This window comes from Neptuniibacter halophilus (assembly GCF_030295765.1).
Taxonomy (GTDB): domain Bacteria; phylum Pseudomonadota; class Gammaproteobacteria; order Pseudomonadales; family Balneatricaceae; genus Neptuniibacter; species Neptuniibacter halophilus.
On sequence record NZ_AP027292.1, the window covers coordinates 3,815,879 to 3,833,114 of the forward strand.

General features: G+C 50.9%; 13 protein-coding genes and 1 tRNA gene. 8 read left to right on the forward strand and 6 right to left on the reverse strand.

Annotated features, from left to right (window positions below; genetic code table 11):
• The first annotated feature begins 93 nt into the window (after positions 1–93).
• Positions 94–912: a posphoenolpyruvate synthetase regulatory kinase/phosphorylase PpsR gene (gene ppsR, locus QUD59_RS17830; protein ID WP_286238624.1), complete on the forward strand. Its 819-nt coding sequence runs from the start codon at positions 94–96 to the stop codon at positions 910–912.
• A gap of 7 nt (positions 913–919) precedes the next feature.
• Here ppsR and QUD59_RS17835 read toward each other — a convergent pair whose 3' ends face one another.
• Both QUD59_RS17835 and pobA read right to left on the reverse strand, forming a co-directional pair.
• Positions 920–1,375 carry a type II secretion system protein gene (locus QUD59_RS17835; protein WP_286238625.1) on the reverse strand — a complete coding sequence of 152 codons (456 nt, stop codon included), beginning with the start codon at positions 1,373–1,375 and terminating at the stop codon, positions 920–922.
• Positions 1,376–1,656: 281 nt separating this feature from the next.
• Positions 1,657–2,862, reverse strand: a complete 1,206-nt coding sequence (pobA, locus tag QUD59_RS17840) for a 4-hydroxybenzoate 3-monooxygenase (protein WP_286241062.1) — start codon at positions 2,860–2,862, stop codon at positions 1,657–1,659.
• 511 nt (positions 2,863–3,373) lie between these two features.
• On the opposite strand from pobA, the gene QUD59_RS17845 reads away from it, so the two are divergent.
• Complete coding sequence (locus QUD59_RS17845) at positions 3,374–5,308, forward strand: FAD-dependent monooxygenase (protein ID WP_286238626.1); 1,935 nt, start codon at positions 3,374–3,376, stop codon at positions 5,306–5,308.
• Positions 5,309–5,380: 72 nt separating this feature from the next.
• Here the strand turns inward: QUD59_RS17845 and QUD59_RS17850 are convergent, their stop codons facing one another.
• From QUD59_RS17850 to QUD59_RS17860, 3 genes are all read right to left on the reverse strand, one after another.
• A complete protein-coding gene (locus tag QUD59_RS17850) occupies positions 5,381–5,722 on the reverse strand; it encodes a DUF4144 family protein (protein WP_286238627.1) in 342 nt (113 codons plus the stop codon).
• 111 nt (positions 5,723–5,833) lie between these two features.
• Positions 5,834–6,724, reverse strand: coding sequence for an alpha/beta fold hydrolase (locus QUD59_RS17855; RefSeq protein WP_286238628.1), 891 nt, complete (start codon positions 6,722–6,724; stop codon positions 5,834–5,836).
• 232 nt (positions 6,725–6,956) lie between these two features.
• Positions 6,957–7,742 (reverse strand): YqjF family protein, encoded by a 786-nt coding sequence (locus QUD59_RS17860; protein ID WP_286238629.1) that lies wholly within the window; start codon positions 7,740–7,742, stop codon positions 6,957–6,959.
• A 474-nt stretch (positions 7,743–8,216) separates the two neighbouring features.
• Between QUD59_RS17860 and nhaA the strand changes: the two genes are divergently transcribed.
• Positions 8,217–9,668 carry a Na+/H+ antiporter NhaA gene (nhaA, locus tag QUD59_RS17865; RefSeq protein WP_286238630.1) on the forward strand — a complete coding sequence of 484 codons (1,452 nt, stop codon included), beginning with the start codon at positions 8,217–8,219 and terminating at the stop codon, positions 9,666–9,668.
• Between the two features lie 558 nt (positions 9,669–10,226).
• Here nhaA and QUD59_RS17870 read toward each other — a convergent pair.
• Positions 10,227–10,303: transfer RNA gene (locus QUD59_RS17870), tRNA-Met, on the reverse strand.
• 371 nt (positions 10,304–10,674) lie between these two features.
• On the opposite strand from QUD59_RS17870, the gene ilvC reads away from it, so the two are divergent.
• The 5 genes from ilvC (at position 10,675) to QUD59_RS17895 (ending at position 17,233) form a co-directional block, all read left to right on the forward strand.
• The gene (gene ilvC, locus QUD59_RS17875; RefSeq protein WP_286238631.1) at positions 10,675–12,150 is read left to right on the forward strand and encodes a ketol-acid reductoisomerase; all 1,476 of its coding nucleotides are present in this window, start codon (positions 10,675–10,677) and stop codon (positions 12,148–12,150) included.
• 107 nt (positions 12,151–12,257) lie between these two features.
• Positions 12,258–13,700, forward strand: a complete 1,443-nt coding sequence (modF, locus tag QUD59_RS17880; protein ID WP_286238632.1) for a molybdate ABC transporter ATP-binding protein ModF — start codon at positions 12,258–12,260, stop codon at positions 13,698–13,700.
• A gap of 191 nt (positions 13,701–13,891) precedes the next feature.
• Entirely contained in the window at positions 13,892–14,389 is a 498-nt protein-coding gene (locus QUD59_RS17885) for a putative pterin-binding protein (RefSeq protein WP_286238633.1), read from the forward strand.
• Entirely contained in the window at positions 14,389–16,338 is a 1,950-nt protein-coding gene (locus QUD59_RS17890) for a putative bifunctional diguanylate cyclase/phosphodiesterase (protein ID WP_286238634.1), read from the forward strand. Before QUD59_RS17885 ends, QUD59_RS17890 begins: the two co-directional genes overlap by 1 nt.
• 64 nt (positions 16,339–16,402) lie before the next feature.
• On the forward strand, positions 16,403–17,233 hold the full coding sequence (locus QUD59_RS17895; RefSeq protein ID WP_286238635.1) for an AraC family transcriptional regulator: 831 nt from the start codon (positions 16,403–16,405) through the stop codon (positions 17,231–17,233).
• Positions 17,234–17,236 lie beyond the last annotated feature (3 nt).

The window sequence follows — 17,236 nt, forward strand, 5'->3', positions numbered from 1 at the left end:
CCATGTTCAGGAAGATCCGGCACTTTATCCTCTTTTTCCGACGCCGATCTGGTATAGTTGCTGATCATTTTTGGCACAGTTTGTAATAGTAAGATGAAACGCACCGCATTTTTTATCTCCGATGGAACCGGTATCACCTCAGAAGCACTCGGGCACAGCCTGCTGGCGCAGTTCGACGGAATCGAATTTGAGCAGATCACCCTGCCCTATGTGGATGATCTTGAAAAAGCCCGGGAGGTAGTTCAGCGTATCGATCAGACTGCGCAGAAAGATGGAATTCGCCCGTTGATCTTCGATACGGTGGTCAATGAGGATATTCGCAAAATCATCGCGCAATCCAATGCGTTTCAGATCGACGTGTTTTCAAGCTTCCTCAAACCGCTGGAACATGAACTGGGTGCACACTCCAACTATTCTGTTGGTAAATCCCACGGTATTGTTGAACGTAATCGCTACAAAGACCGTATTGATTCGGTCAATTTTGCGATTGATAACGACGATGGTGCCCGTACGAAACAATACGATAATGCCGACATCATTCTGGTCGGTGTATCCCGTTGCGGTAAAACACCCACCTGCCTGTATATGGCGATGCAGTTTGGCATTCGTGCGGCAAATTACCCGCTCACCGAAGAGGATCTGGAGTTCAACAATCTGCCTAAAGCACTGGAACCCCATCAGCATAAACTCTACGGGCTAACCATAGATCCCTTCCAGTTGGCTGCGATTCGCCATGAACGTCGCCCTAACAGTCGTTACGCTTCACTGGATCAGTGTGACTTCGAAGTGCGGGAAGTGGAGCGCTTGTTTAAAAAGCTCAATCTGCCTTCTATCAATACCACCAACTTCTCGATAGAAGAGATCTCTACCCGGATTATGGCTCAGGCAGGTCTGGAACGGCGGATGAACTGAGCCCGGGCTAACATCCGGTTTCTACCCTCACCAGATAGGGCTCACTCAGGTCAGGATTATGCGGCCAGCCCGCATAGTTATAGTCAATCCGGCAGTCTGTCCGCGGTGTTTCGCTCCACAAAAACCACCCGGCCCCACTCATGTAATCAAACCCGGAAAAGTTGACTAACAAGCCGATAGCATTATCGGTGGGGTAGCCATTTACCATGCTGATTATCTTTCCATCCACCATGATGGGATCATTGGGCCCCAGGCCTGATATCGTTTGTTTAACATGAGCCATATTGGCAGCCGTGATCAAGCTGCCTGACAAACTGTCAAACATTGCGCTGCGTGTATCCTCGCGCAGATCAAGAAAACGGGGTAACGCCACCACCGACAGTATGCCCAGCAGAGCAATCACCATAACCAGCTCGATAATGCTGAAACCCCGTTGCCACTGTTTACCTTCTGCTCTCTCCATGCATAACTCCTGCCCTGACTGCAAAAATGACCTGTCCGTTCAGATCGCGCTTCAACGGAAACAACGGCCCAATAACTACAATTATTTATAGCCTGACTACGATTTATAGTAGTTTTGGAAGTAAAATTCCAGAACAAAACGGTCATTCCGTAGAAAAGTGGCTACGGGTGAAGCTATTCAGGAAAGAAGAGATCAGAAGGAGTAAACAGATAAACCCGGCGCACTGCACAGTACACCGGGCGGGAGATGGGTCTCAGATCGATTAAACTCAAAAACTCAGCTCAATCCGTAAGTTCCTCATAAGGCAGGCCTACATACTGCTCTGCAATGACTCTGCGTCCATTCTCAGAGCCCAGGAAATAACCCAGTTCAGAATCCATAAAGCGCTTGAATGTCGCCGCATCCATGTCACCGGTTTCCATCTGACCGAAGTTATGCAGCATGTTACTCATCCACCACGAGAAGCGCTCACCATTCCAGACCCGGCGCAAGGCAATATCGGAATACTGGCTGATGCAATCCGGATCATTCTGCTGGTAAACCCGGGTCATAATCTTATACAGGGTTGCCACATCGGAGGCGGCCAGATTAAGTCCTTTGGCGCCGGTAGGTGGCACAATATGCGCCGCATCCCCCACCAGAAACAGGCGACCATACTGCATGGGTTCACACACGAACGAGCGCAGCGGAGCAATACTTTTTTCAAGGCTTGGTCCGGTGACCAGATTCTCTGCAATATCCTGCGGTAACCGCTTTTTCAGCTCAGCCCAGAATGCGTCGTCTGACCAGTCTTCGACTTTATCAGCCAATGGCACCTGCAGGTAGTAGCGGGACCGGGTTTCAGAACGCATACTGGCCAGTGCAAATCCCCGCTCGTGTTTACAGTAGATCAGCTCAGAATGGGCCGGTGGCGTGTCACTCAACAACCCCAGCCAGCCAAACGGATAAACACGCTCATACTCAGTCCGTACCTCTTCTGGAATGGTCTGACGCGATACACCGTGGAATCCGTCACAGCCGGCGATGTAATCGCACTCCAGTCGATATGACTCACCCTGATACTCAAACGTCAGGCTCGGGGCGTCGGTTTTAACATCCTGAGGCTGCACATCGTTTGCTTCATAGAAGGTTTGCAGTCCGGCCGCCTCACGCGCCAGCATCAGGTCCTGCGTGATCTCGACCTGACCATAGCAAACCACCGTTTTACCACCGGTCAGCCCTTTCAGGTCAATACGTACCCGTTTGCCCTCTGAAGCAATATCGAATCCATCATGCACTTCTCCTTCAGCATCCATACGTTCAGCCACACCTGCTTCCCGTACCAGATCAGCAAAACCCTGCTCAAGGATTCCCGCACGGATACGCCCGAGCACATAGTCCCCGGTCACACGCTCAAGGATAATATTGTCGATCCCCTGCTTTGCCAGCAACTGTCCCAGAAGCAGGCCAGACGGGCCTGCACCAATGATTGCAACCTGAGTTTTTATAGTTTTCATAGTGGTTCCTGCTTGTATTACGGAGCACCAGCGCCCTGCGTTTGTTATCCCCTATGGTGGCCCAGCGTTGCTTTGCTCTGAAGATACGCATCCATCAAAGAATGGTACTTTTTTAACAGTATGTACTTTCACGAACAGTCGGCGCCGCCCTTCTCAACTCAGTGTTGCACGGGTTTTCACAAGCCCTGATCAAGCCCTGCTCAGCCATCTCTTCACATTTGTCGGGCTACTCAGTGCATGCTTTTACATTCGTTTAAGCAGCAATCGGTTAACCCGAAAGATCGATGAAATCCAGACACTACAACCGCTGCGGCGCTGTCTGGCGGCTATACTGTCAATCATTGAAATAGCAGGTCGAGGGCTGGCTATGTGTCTGAAATCTCATCTTTACAAAGACCCTCATCACATAATCTTGCATTGGGGGCCCCTCTGAAATATCATTAACATGTTAACTACTATAAGACACATTAACAGCAGGACCACAAGCCAAGAGGATCGCGGAATGCAATATCATTTGAATGGGTTTAAACCCGGCAACTATCAGGTTCCCGATGAGGCCAGAAAGCCTTACCCCAACCCACCGGTTGTTGACCTGCCCGCTGAAGTGGATGTGCTGATCATCGGTACTGGCCCTGCCGGTCTGACCATGGCACGTCAGTTGTCTGAGTTTTCTGATATTAAAACCTGCATCGTTGATATGGCGCCCGGCCCTCTGCTGTTTGGTCGCGCCGATGGTATCTCCTGTCGCACCATGGAGATCATGGAAGCGTTCAACAGCAGTGAGATGGTAGTGAAAGAAACCTACCAGCTTAAGCAAAACACATTCTGGGAGCCTGACGCGGCTAATCCTCAGAACATCAAACTGACGCACAAGATTCCTGACGCCCGGGCCGGACTCTCGGAGTTTACCCACGGCATTGTTAACCAGGCGCGACTGCATGAACTGCTGGTCGATGGAATGGAGCGATCCATTACCCACCTTAGCCCGCATTACAGCCGTGAACTGGTTGAGATGAACATCGACGACAGCCTGACACAGGATCTCGACGCCTACCCGATCACAGCGACGTTCAAGCGAACCGACGAGGCCGGTGCCGGAAAAACTGAAACCGTTAAAGCCCGTTATGTCGTAGGTTGCGATGGTGCCAGAAGTAAAGTGCGTAAAAGCATGGATATACCCCTGCAGGGCGATTCCGCCAACAAAGCCTGGGGCGTGATGGATATACTCCTGAACACCGATTTCCCGGATATCCGCGTTAAGAGCTTCATCCAGTCCAAAGATCATGGTGCGGTCATGACCATTCCACGTGAGGGTGGCTACCTTTGCCGCTTCTATGTGGAACTGGATCTCCTCGGCAAGGACAAACGTGCTGCCGATGTTAAACTGACTGAAAAAGATATCATTGCTAAAGCCCAGAAGATCTTCACCCCTTACACACTGGATGTAAAAGAGGTGGCCTGGTGGTCAATCTATGAAGTGGGTCAGCGTATTGCTGAACGCTTTGATAATCGCCCGGTCGACAGTTCTGAAGATGTTATTCCCCGCGGATTTGTGGCCGGTGACGCCTGCCACACCCATAGCCCTAAAGGCGGCTGGGGTCTCAATACTTCACTCCCGGACACATTCAATCTGGGCTGGAAGCTGGCTTCCGTACTGCAGGGCAAAAGCCACCCTAAACTGCTCAGCACTTACGGCACCGAGCGCCGTAAAGTAGCACAACAGTTAATCGATGCTGACCGCGAACTGTCTAAACTGGTCGCAACCCGCCCGACTGCCGGCGATGAATCTGAGCAGGCCAAAGTGGATACCGCCAAGATCGAAGCCTTTATGAAACGCCAGAGCGGTTTTGTAGCGGGTACCTCTATCGAGTACTTCCCGTCTTACATCTGTACCGGTCAGGAAAATCAGCATCTGGCCCCCGGCTACCACATTGGCCAGCGATTCCACTCTGCTGAAGCAACCCGTGTTGCCGATGGTCGCAGCCAGCATCTTGGCCACCTTGTAAAAGCAGACGGTCGCTGGCGTATCTTCCTGTTTGGTGACAAGCAGAATCCGACGGACAGTTCATCTGCGGCGTATCAACTCATCGACTTCCTGGCAAATGATGCCACTTCGCCGGTGAACCGATACACACCAGAAGGTGCTGATATTGATTCAGTGATTGATACCTACGCGATCTTCCAGCAACAGAATCTGTCGATGCACGATCTGCATGATTACCTGTGGCCGGCCAAAGGCAAATACGGCCTGCGTGATTATGAGAAGGTGTTCCATGCCGAAGAAGGCAACGACATCTACGACCTGCGCGGCATTGACCGCACATCCGGTTGCATGGTGATTGTCCGGCCTGACCAGCACATCGCTAATATTCTGCCACTGACGGCACATCAGGAACTGTCTGAGTTCTTTGATTTCTTTATGCTTGAGCAGAAATAATTCGCTGACTGGCTGAAACACACAGTCGTAAAGCCCGCCGGTTTATACCGTGCGGGCTTTTTTACGCCCGCGTCAGCGCGGGTCATCCCCCGACGATCTGACGATCTGTATCGCCTGCGCAACACTGCTCACCGCAAATTTGGCAGCGCAGCACGCCCCGACAGATGAAAAGTGCGCCTGAATCAGTTGGTTGATTTCATCTTTCTCAACATACTGACCGGCAACTCTTCGTATTACAGCCCCTGCGGAACCTTCATCGAGCGCATACACAGCACCCGATGAGTCAATTAACCGGTCATCCTCGTCATAACAGCAGCCGTTAAGATCCGCATCAGTTTGCCATGCCGACTCAGACTCAACTAACTGCAGCTCATTTTCACCTCTGAATTGAATAATTGCGGGCCAGCAGATCACTTCGTTTTCCTGAATATGGGCTGTTGTTGAGGGTTGTATGTAGAGAGTTATACTGACACTGCTATGGATCTGTTTCAGCCATCACTTATGTAATCATGACACAGTGCAGATTTATTCTGCAGCCTGCGCTTTAAAAAAGCTGATCAGCCAGCCAGCCGTTTCTTCGGGCGCTTCTTCAGGCAAAAAGTGACCACAATCGAGCGCCTCACCTTCGACCTGTTCCGCATAACGGCCCCAGACATCCACCACATCATACAGCATAGCCACCAGCCCTTTGGCACCCCACAATGCCTGCACAGGCATCGTAAGCTGAACACCGGCATCTTGCTGATCATGGTCCAGATCGATAGTCGCTGCGGCGCGATAGTCTTCACAGGTTGAATGGATCGCCTCCGGGCTGAAGCAACGGACATATTCCCTGACCGCTTCCGGCGCAAACGCCGCATCATTACCTTTACTCCAGGCACTGAGCTTCGCCGTCAGAAAATACTCAGCGTCGCCACCGATCAGACGCTCGGGTAACGGCGAAGGCTGAATCAGGAAGAACCAGTGATAATAGCCTGTGGCAAAGGTACGTTCCGTTTGGGCATACATATGCTCCGTCGGCACAATATCGAGAAAAGAAACTGCTTTCACTGCATCAGGATAGTCCCGCGCTAATCGATGCGCGACACGTCCACCCCGGTCATGCCCGGCAACAAAGTAGCTGTCATGGCCCAACTGCTTCATCAAGGCTGCCTGATCTGCTGCAAGCTCACGTTTTGAATAAGGCAGATGATCTTCATCGGTTTCCGGTTTGTCCGAATCGCCGTATCCGCGCAGATCACTTAACACCACATGAAAACCGGCATCAACCAGCACCGGCGCTACTTTGTGCCAACAGACATGCGTCTGGGGGTAACCGTGAAGCAGCAACACCACCGGCCCCTGACCCGCAGTCCGTACCCGCAAGGTAATACCAGAAGATAGCTGCACCCTGTCGTCGGTAAAATTCTCAAACATACCTTCATCTCCTAGACGCGATCGGTGTCAGGTATAGCCAACCTGATGCACACAAATATTAAGTAAGAAGCCGGTGAACTGAGTGTAAGCGAGGATAAAGGAATAACAAAAGCAGAACGCGCAACCGAAGCCTACTCTTCAGATTATGAAAAGACAAAATACGACATTTAGTGATCGGAAGGCTTTGCTGATTGGCACCACGAAGTGTCAGATCGAGCAACCTGTTAAATCGTCAGTTTACGATTTGGGGTGGTAAATAAATCGTAAATTCATTTACTGGTTCTATCAAAACACTATGAGGCGTCTGTTGCTCAGCAATAGAAACGAGCCCCATGCGGTCTAATAGAGAAAATTCCGCATTTAATAACCGCCCTGCCTTAACGTTTAGCCTATCGTGCCATACCCGGTAAGTTCCAAGCTTACCATCTCTACGATGATAGAATCCGGCCAGTGGATGAGTTAAAAATACCAGACCTGTTTCTGCATTCGGGAAGCCGGGGAGCTTCAATTGGGCACCTTCATCCTGAACGAGCTGAACACTGGCCTGCGCCCAGTTCGATTCGGTTTTCATTTTATATCTGGTGTACAGCCCGCTCGAATCATTTTCACAGTCGAAGTGCACTTTTCCGGGATACCAGGGGAGATTCCAAAGATACCTTGGAACAACGATAGTCCATGAATCGAGTGTTGTTCCGATGAACCATACGCATTTCTCACCGGTTACTGTATCAACGATATAAATACGATAATTCGTTTGCCCCATTCTGAATTTAGGGAAGGGATATACCGCTGACGTGAAATCAACATCAATAAAAGGAACCACTGAAATCATAGCCCGCGGCTGACCATTAATCTCCACCAGATCAAGCGCAAACCGATCTGGGAATAAGCCCCGGAACCTGTCTGGATCGACTGCATAGGTTATGATTGAAAAATGCTGAAGCTTACATAGAACGTCGATGCCTACAGGATCAGGCCGCTTATGTATGTAGTCCCTGAATTCCAGATTCCCTTGCACTCTGCTTCCCTCAGATTTTAATGTGCACAGTTAGCTCAGAATGCCTTTTCCTGTTATCAGTTTCCAGAACTTTGGGTGCATAAGGCTCTACCCCGTTACTACGGACACACCCAAAAAGAAGGTTCCTGATCGCCAGATTCCAGCAGCCCGTATCTGGAAGAGGTTCGCCTCTGACACAAACCAGCCCTCCTCTTGCCTTTCTGCATTTTTTTTTCTGCAGTACAAAGCAGACCCTAAGGCACGAAAGGGATTTTGCACAGGGCGTGCAGTGTATCGGTCTCTGAACCCTGGCAATCTGTATCCTGTAAAAAAATCTCATCTGCAAAAAGCGCATAAATCTGACCCCTGTCATTTATCCATACAAAAGGGGTCGCAGACAGATATATCCAAAGAGGTAGTTTTTTTGATCCTTTGGCCGTTATCTGTAGAATTGGAACGATCTACAAGCCCAGTTAATTACCAAAGGGTCATTATATGAAGCGTGCTAAAGGAAAACGGCTTAAACGATTTGCAGGGAAAGAGCATGTTGCTCCCTGGGAGAAAGCCTTTGATCGTGTGCTGACTCCACTCGAAGAGTTTATTCATCGTCAGACCACCAGTGGTATATTGCTGATGCTCTGCGCACTGATTGCTCTGGTCATCGCAAACGGTCCGTTTGCGGAGGCTTACCACCATATTTTTCAACAGTACCTGACCATTGGTCTGGAAAACGTCAATCTTTCCAAAACAATCCACCACTGGGTTAACGACGGCCTGATGGCCATCTTCTTTCTAGTGGTAGGTCTTGAACTTAAACGTGAGCTTCTGGTGGGCGAGCTGGCCAACCCGAAGCAAGCGATGCTGCCAATCATTGCCGCGCTTGGCGGCATGATGGTGCCTGCCGTTATCTACCTGATCACTAACCCGACCGGCCATACCGCGCACGGCTGGGGTATTCCTATGGCAACAGACATTGCCTTCGCGCTGGGTGCACTGGCGTTGCTTGGTAACCGCGTGCCTAAAAGCCTGCTGATGTTCCTGATCGCAGTGGCCATTGTGGATGACCTTGGCGCTGTAGTAGTAATCGCCCTGTTCTATACCGAATCCATCAACATGATAGCGCTGAGCCTTGTCGGTGTGTTCACATTCCTGCTCGTCTGCCTCAATCTGGGTGGTGTTCGACGCTTATTGCCCTACCTGATCATCGGTATATTCCTCTGGATTGCCATGCTCAAGAGTGGGGTTCATGCTACGCTGGCCGGGGTCATTCTCGCCTTTATCGTGCCAATGAAACCCAAATACGACCCCAAGCTGTTCCTCAACCTGATTGGCGAAAGCGTGGATCGTATCAAGGCAGCGTATAAAAATGATGAGAACATCGTCATCAATGATTCCCTGCGGTCGCAGGTTCGGTCGCTGAGTAAAGGTGCTTATCTGGTACAGGCGCCGGCACAGGTGCTCGAGAGCAGGCTACACCTTTCTTCCGCGTACATCGTCATCCCGATCTTTGCGATCGCGAATGCCGGTGTCGCAATCGATTTCTCGAACATTGCTGGCATTGTGCTGCACCCGGTTGCCATGGGAATAGGCGCGGGTCTGGTAATCGGCAAGCTGATTGGTATTGCCGGCTTTACCTGGATTGCGGTGAAATCAGGTCTTTGCACGTTACCTGCTGACCTCAATATGAGACATATCATCGGTGTGGCATTTATGGGTGGGATTGGCTTTACCATGTCGATCTTTATCGCCGAACTGGGCTTTGCCAATTACCCTGCCGACCTGCTGATGGCGAAAACAGGTATCCTGTTCGCATCCTTCACGGCCGGAATCATCGGGTTCATCTGGCTCTACCTGACCTCGAAACGAGAGCAGAATATGGAGAACTCCGAAGAGATGGAGATTGATGACACCGTTGAAGAACCGGGGTCACCCACGACTCAGGGTTAATCAGCACGACACTTGCCCCCGACTCAGGGGGCAAGTTGTTTCTGGCCCCGGAAATCAGACAAGACGACCCCTTACCCCGTAGGGTGTAATGGCAAAGCATATTGCACCAACCTGGCATCGCGCATTACATACCATCTCTTTTTTTGGGTTACGCTCCGCTAACCCAACCAACGAGTACGCCGTAGGTGCAATAGCGAAGCGTATTGCACCAATCTGGCATCACGCATTACATACCATCTCTTTTTTTTGGGCTTACACTCCGCTAACCCAACCTACACATAGACAAGCAACGCGACCAACGAATACACCGTAGGGTGCAATAGCGAAGCGTATTGCACCAGAAACGATATAAAGGCAGGTAGGTTGGCATGGGGGCTGGATTGATTGGTTACAGCTTCTTGCTGTAACCACCCTTCGGGCTTCGCGCTGACGCGCTCGATGGTGATTGCTGCGCAATCGCTGAACCAAGGGTATCAAAGGAACAAAACCAGAACTCGTTTACGAGGTTCTGAAAATAAAAAAGGCCATCCTTGCGGATGACCTTTTTTATTTTGAATCTGGTAGCGGGGGCTGGATTTGAACCAACGACCTTCGGGTTATGAGCCCGACGAGCTACCAAGCTGCTCCACCCCGCATCAACATTTCTACATTGCTCAGAGCTAGCTGCCCCGCATCAACGTGGTGCGCATAGTATAGAGCTGGTCTGCTGTTGGCAAGCACTATTTAACGCAACTGCGAAATAAAGTGTGACTTTGTATTTTTGTACACTTTTCAATCAGTTAATTAATGAATCCTGATCAACATCAGATTTTTAACCGGATCATGGTTTTTTTCTGGATACTCAAAACAGACACGCTATCATTAGTTCACTTTGGGTTTCCGCATTGCGTAAAACGCAATAGAGCAATCCATATATATCATTTTACGCGACACTCACGATCCATTAGAGTGGAGCGCATAACAAACTGATGTCGGTTTTCCGGCTATTAATTACGGAATAAAAGAAATGTCTAACAACTATTTCAACACACTGCCACTGCGTGAGCAGCTGGAGCAGCTGGCTAAATGTCGTTTTATGTCTATGGATGAATTCAGCGATGGCGTTGAAGCTCTGAAAGGCAAAAAAATGGTCGTTATCGGCTGTGGTGCACAGGGTCTGAACCAGGGTCTGAACCTGCGTGACAGTGGTCTGGACGTTTCTTACGCTCTGCGTGAAGCTGCAATCGCTGAAAAGCGCCAGTCCTGGAAAAACGCGACTGAGAACGGCTTTACTGTAGGTACTTACGAAGAGCTAATCCCTACTGCTGACGTTGTCCTTAACCTGACTCCTGACAAGCAGCACACTTCTGTTGTTAATGCAGTTATGCCGCTGATGAAAGAAGGTTCTTGCCTGTCTTACTCCCACGGTTTCAACATTGTTGAAGAAGGTATGCAGATCCGTGACGACATCACCGTTATCATGGTTGCCCCTAAGTGCCCTGGTTCTGAAGTACGCGCTGAATACGTGCGTGGTTTTGGTGTACCAACACTGATCGCCGTTCACGAAGACAACGATCCTAAAGGCGAAGGTCTGGCACTGGCTAAAGCTTACGCTGTAGGTACCGGCGGTCACAAAGCAGGCGTTCTGATGTCTTCTTTCATCGCGGAAGTTAAATCTGACCTGATGGGTGAGCAGACTATTCTGTGCGGCATGCTGCAGACCGGTTCCATCCTGTGCTTCGACAAGATGGTTGAGAAAGGTATCGATGCAGGTTACGCCTCTAAACTGATTCAGTACGGTTGGGAAACCATCACTGAAGCACTGAAATACGGCGGCGTAACTAACATGCTGGATCGTCTTTCTAACCCGGCTAAGATCAAAGCATTTGATCTGTCTGAAGAGCTGAAAGTGATCATGCGCCCACTGTACAACAAGCACCAGGATGACATCATCGACGGTACTTTCTCTCGCGTGATGATGGAAGACTGGGCGAACGATGACAAGAACCTGCTGGGCTGGCGTGCAGAAACTGCTGAGACTAACTTCGAGAAGACTCCGGCAGGCGACGTAGAGATTTCAGAACAGGAGTTCTTCGACAACGGCATCCTGATGGTGGCTATGGTTAAAGCAGGTGTTGAGCTGGCATTTGAAACTATGACGGCTGCAGGCATCATTGCTGAATCAGCTTACTACGAGTCTCTGCACGAAACTCCGCTGATTGCTAACACCATCGCGCGTAAGAAACTGTACGAAATGAATGCAACGATTTCTGATACTGCAGAGTACGGTTGCTACCTGTACAACCACGCTTGCCTGCCACTGCTGGCTGACTTCATGAAGAAGATCGACACTGATGTTATCGGTAAAGGTCTGGATCTGGCAGACAACGGCGTAGACAACGCTCGCCTGATCGAAGTTAACGCTGCACTGCGCTCTCACCCTGTTGAAGCAGTAGGTGCCGAGCTGCGTAAGCACATGGCTGACATGAAGAAAATCGTATAAGTCACTATAACTTAAACGATTTTCCAGGCTAGAAATCAAAAGCCAGGGCCTGCGCCCTGGCTTTTTTTTACCCATGATTTTGCGGCTCTGGCCGCTTAGGTTTCCGCATGAACAGTATCCAGATCGAAAATTACAGCGCTGAATTTGGCGAGTCGTTTACCCTGAAAAATATCAACTGGCAGATCGAACCGGATCAGCACTGGGTGATTACCGGCACCAATGGCTCCGGTAAATCTGCCCTTTCCGCTATCCTGGCAGGCGCTGGTGAGCACATCTCCGGCAGCATCAGCGGCTTGCCTGAACGGGTCGCACTGGTGTCGTTTGAAGCCCAGGCTGAATTGATTGAGCGCGAGCTGAAAAAAGACGATGCGGATATCATGGATGTGATCTCCGAGGGTACGCCGGTGCGGGAGATACTGGAGGAAGGTAAAGCCGACAACCCTGACTTTGACGCTGAGCTACTGAACGAGCTGATCGATAAATTCAAACTGCACACAATGCTCGAGCGCAGCTTCCGTAAGCTCTCAACCGGTGAAACCCGGAAGATCATGCTGATTCGCGCACTGGTTAACAAACCGGGCCTGATCATTCTTGATGAGCCTTTCGATGGTCTCGACGTTGATTCCATGGCGACCCTGAATGAGTTGCTGCAGAGCCAGATCGATACCGTACCGATGGTGCTGGTGCTTAACCGATTCGATGAGATGCCGGAGTTTATCACCCACATCGCCTACGTCGATAAGGGCGAGCTGCATCATACGGTTGATATCAACGATCAGCAGGCATATGACGATCTATACCAACTGCTGCACCTCAAAACTACCGATCTGGAGGTACCACCTACCGATGAATCCGATCGACCACCAGCTCTGAATCCAGATGAACCGCTGGTTAAGCTCAGCAATATCCGGGTGGCCTACGGTGATAATACGGTTATCGACGGACTCGACTGGACCATCAAACCCGGCGAGCACTGGCAACTGAGCGGCCCCAACGGCAGTGGTAAAACCTGCCTGCTGAATCTGATCACCGGCGATCATCCGCAGTGCTACACCAACGACATTTTTGTCTTTGGTATGCAGCGCGGTAATGGTGAAACCATCTGGCAGATCAAACAGTACATCGGCTATGTATCCACCGCGCTGCAGTGGGAGTACCGGGTCAGTATCAGCCTGCGCAATGTCATTATCTCCGGATTCCATGACAGCATCGGCATGTACAGTAAAAGTACCGATCGCCAGAAACAGGTTGCTGATCAGTGGCTGGAACTGCTGGGCATGAAAGACCGGGCTGATCAGCCATACAACCAGCTCTCTTTCGGCGACCAGCGGTTATTGTTGATAGCACGGGCCATGGTCAAACACCCAACCCTGCTGATTCTCGACGAACCCTGCCTGGGTCTGGATGATATTAACCGTCAATTGGTACTCGCCCTGATCGAGAAGATCTGCACCAGCTCCGGTACAACCGTACTCTACGTGAATCATCACGCCGAAGACCAGATCAGTGGTATTCAGCAGTTCATGCAACTGGTTAAAGCTGACGCCTGAGCAGACTCAAGGCCGCTTCTGCAACACACTGTAAAAGCGGTCTTTCTCCCTCTTCCTGCCCTTTTTCAGGCCCTGTTTTCAAACAGAAAGTATGAGAACAAACACTCATTATTTATCCGGCTTAACTAGAATAGACCCACCATTTTTGCTAATAATAAGGGAGCTATAATAATTCGAATAAGGCTTACCCAATGAAACGGTTGTTTATTCTGCTGGCAGTGCTGGTGCTTTCTCCGGCCCTGCAGGCAGACACCCTTCCCAGCCCTGAAGGCAAAACCATTCTGACCCTGTCAGGCAACATCCGGCATACTCAGGATGGCAGCCATGCAATGTTTGATCTCTCTCAGTTGCAACAGCTTGAAAGCCAGACCTTCAACCTGCACACCCGCTGGACCGATCGTAGCCATGAATACTATGGCCCGCTTCTGACCGCCATACTGGAGAAAGTCGGCGCACAGGGAGACACGCTCGTTCTGACTGCACTGAATGATTACTCCATTGCAATTGACCGGGCCTTTGTCGATAAATATCAACCGATTCTGGCCTGGCGGGATGATGGCAAACCCATGACAATCCGGGACAAAGGGCCGCTCTGGCTGTTACTACCCCACGATAAATACCCGGAACTGAATTCGGAAGACAATACAGGGAAGATGATCTGGCAGCTCTCTCATATTGAGATCCGATAATGTCCAGATTATTGCTGCTTAAGCTCGCATCCCGCTACAAGAACTTATGGCTTTTTCCGATTGTTCTGGTCTTCTTTGTCAGCGCGATGGTGAGCCTGGTTCAGCTTAATCAGTCCATCAACATTCTTGATAGCCGCTATGGCACCAGCGTCTGGTCCCTGTTTCAGCTAAAAGTTGAGCTGCGCCGCTTCTATGACACCCTGAGCATTTACCGTGCCGACCCCAGCGAATTCGACGAAGTCAGTAACCGGTTCGATATTCTCTGGAGTCGCTTCCCGGTTCTGATGAAAGGTGAAGACGCAGCCCAGCTCTCCAAAATAGAAGGCGCCACCGCTCAGATTGAAAGCATCTTCAACCTGATTCGTTCTCTGGAACCGGTAGTGCTGGAACAGCTCCCCGACCAGCCAGAGAAAGCAGCCATGTTGCAGAAGGCGCTGTCTCCGCATATCGCCGCCATTGATCAGTTGGCGCTGGGCAATTACCACTACAACAATGCTTTTTTCAATCGTAGCGACAACACCGTCAGTCAACTTCAGAAGCAGTTGGTCTGGCTGATGTTCGGCCTGATTATCAGTGGTCTGTTACTGCTGCTGATGGTCCTGAGAGAGAACCGTATCAACCGTTATCAGGCTGAACATGACAGCCTGACCCACCTCCCCAACCGCGCCTTCCTCCGTGGCAAGCTGACCGAGCTCTGCGAGAAGAAACAACCTTTTGCGCTACACCTTATTGATCTCAACGGTTTTAAGGATGTGAACGATACACTGGGGCATCATACCGGTGATGTACTCCTGCAGGCCGTATCTGCCCGCCTGCTTGAACATATCGACCATGAACATGGCTGTATCACCTGCCGTCTCGGTGGCGATGAGTTTGCTATTTTGCAGCCCCGCTATCGCCATAGCAAAGACCTGCAGGCGATCGGCCAGGCCATTATTCAGGCACTTGAGGAGGAGTTTCTGGTTGAGAGTCACCCCTGTTTCATCGGTGGCAGCATCGGCAGCGTCGTCTACCCCGATCACGGCCGTGATGCCAGCCGCCTCCTGACCCACGCCGATATTGCAATGTACAAGGCCAAAGAATCCGCTCCGGAATCGACCCTGATGACCTTTGACTACAGCATGGACGCTCAGATCAACCGCCGCCAGCAACTGCATAAAGACCTGCGGGATGCACTGGAACATGGCAAGCTGACACTGGAATACCAGCCTATTATTGGCTTCGAAAACAACTGTGTTGAGTATTTTGAAGCACTTTTGCGCTGGCACCATCCGGTCTACGGCCATATCGCCCCGCCTGAGGTGATTGAAGTCGCAGAACAGTACGGTCTGGCCCACCCGCTGGGCTGCTGGGTAATCGAACAGACCTGCCGCCAGATTCAGCAGTGGCAGGAACAGGGCCTGCAGCCTCTGCCGGTTTCCGTCAATATATCACCGGCCATGTATCGTCTGGATCTGGTGGCAACCATCAACAATGCACTCGACAACTGCGGCCTGCGCAAAGGCCTGCTCTGGATCGAAGTGACCGAAGATACCACCATGCACAGCATAAAAGAGGCAAATGAGATGCTGCCCCGGTTGCAGGAACAGGGTGTCATGATCGCGCTCGATGATTTCGGTACTGGCCTCTCCTCTTTCAGCCACTTGCAGCAACTGTCGATTCAGACCCTGAAGATCGATCGCAGCTTTATAAAGGATATCGTCGACAACCCCACCAGCAGTTCACTGGTTAATAATATTATCGCTATTGGCCATGATCTCGGCATGAAGGTGGTTGCAGAAGGTATCGAAAATCAAGCCGCCGCAGACATTCTTCAGCAATACGGTTGCGATCTCGGTCAGGGCTATCTGTACAGCCGGCCGCTTCATGCCGATCTTGTTCCGGATTTCTGCCACACCTATCCCGCCCCTGCTGCCGGCATCAACACTACACATCGCGGCGTTTGCTGATAGCACTGCGTAAAAGATCAATTTTGTACAAAAAAGCCGGCACGATATGAAGTAAACTAGCGGGATGAAAACCTCCAGAGAAATTGCTAATTATCATAGAGTTGATGAGCTCGGCGGCTTAGAAGTGCTGAGTGCCCGCTATGAACAGCAAACCTTCTCCCGGCACACACACGCCGGTTATACCCTCGGTGTTATCGATCAGGGCGCACAGCGCTTTCTGCGCAATGGAGCCAACCATATTGCGCCGCAGGACAGTATCATTCTGGTTAATCATGACGAAGTGCATGACGGCCACTCGGCCAGCGAGGGTGGCTGGTCTTATAAAGCTATCTATCCGCTGCCTGAGCAACTTCAGCTCATACGTAGCGAAGCAGGCCTGAGCGATACCGGCTCCCTCTACTTCCGCGAGCCGGTGGTCCATGATCCCGAACTCGCGGGCCTGCTGCGTCAGGCATTACATAGTCTGCAGCACTCTGCCAATCGTCTCGAACGTGAAACCCTGCTTTATGGCGCTCTGCTGAAACTGATGCAGCGGCACGGTAAAGAGCGCCGCGCTCTGGAGGAGCCTGCCGCAGCGCGTAACCGGATAGAACTGGTCCGTAACTTTCTCCATGACCAGCCGGCTGCGGATATATCACTTCAGGAACTGGCAAATCTGGCAGGTATCAACAGTTGTCATCTGGTACGTCAGTTTCAGCGCTATTATGGCCTGCCTCCCCATGCCTACCAGATTCAACTGCGGGTGCGGCTGGCTCAGCGTCTGATCCGATCAGGCCATCGGTTAATGGACGCTGCACTCGATGCAGGTTTTACCGACCAGAGTCATCTTAACCGGCATTTTAAAAAGACCCTCGGCGTCACGCCCGGCCAGTATGCCAGGCAGCAATCTCACTAAAGC

Excerpts from the sequence above, each read along its gene's own strand:
- QUD59_RS17890 (WP_286238634.1), top strand. The coding sequence starts at position 14,389 with ATGTCCAGATTATTGCTGCTTAAGCTCGCATCCCGCTACAAGAACTTA.
- modF (WP_286238632.1), top strand. The coding sequence starts at position 12,258 with ATGAACAGTATCCAGATCGAAAATTACAGCGCTGAATTTGGCGAGTCG.
- QUD59_RS17895 (WP_286238635.1), top strand. The coding sequence starts at position 16,403 with ATGAAAACCTCCAGAGAAATTGCTAATTATCATAGAGTTGATGAGCTC.
- QUD59_RS17845 (WP_286238626.1), top strand. The coding sequence starts at position 3,374 with ATGCAATATCATTTGAATGGGTTTAAACCCGGCAACTATCAGGTTCCC.
- nhaA (WP_286238630.1), top strand. The coding sequence starts at position 8,217 with ATGAAGCGTGCTAAAGGAAAACGGCTTAAACGATTTGCAGGGAAAGAG.
- QUD59_RS17855 (WP_286238628.1), bottom strand. The coding sequence starts at position 6,724 with ATGTTTGAGAATTTTACCGACGACAGGGTGCAGCTATCTTCTGGTATT.
- QUD59_RS17885 (WP_286238633.1), top strand. The coding sequence starts at position 13,892 with ATGAAACGGTTGTTTATTCTGCTGGCAGTGCTGGTGCTTTCTCCGGCC.
- ppsR (WP_286238624.1), top strand. The coding sequence starts at position 94 with ATGAAACGCACCGCATTTTTTATCTCCGATGGAACCGGTATCACCTCA.
- QUD59_RS17835 (WP_286238625.1), bottom strand. The coding sequence starts at position 1,375 with ATGGAGAGAGCAGAAGGTAAACAGTGGCAACGGGGTTTCAGCATTATC.
- ilvC (WP_286238631.1), top strand. The coding sequence starts at position 10,675 with ATGTCTAACAACTATTTCAACACACTGCCACTGCGTGAGCAGCTGGAG.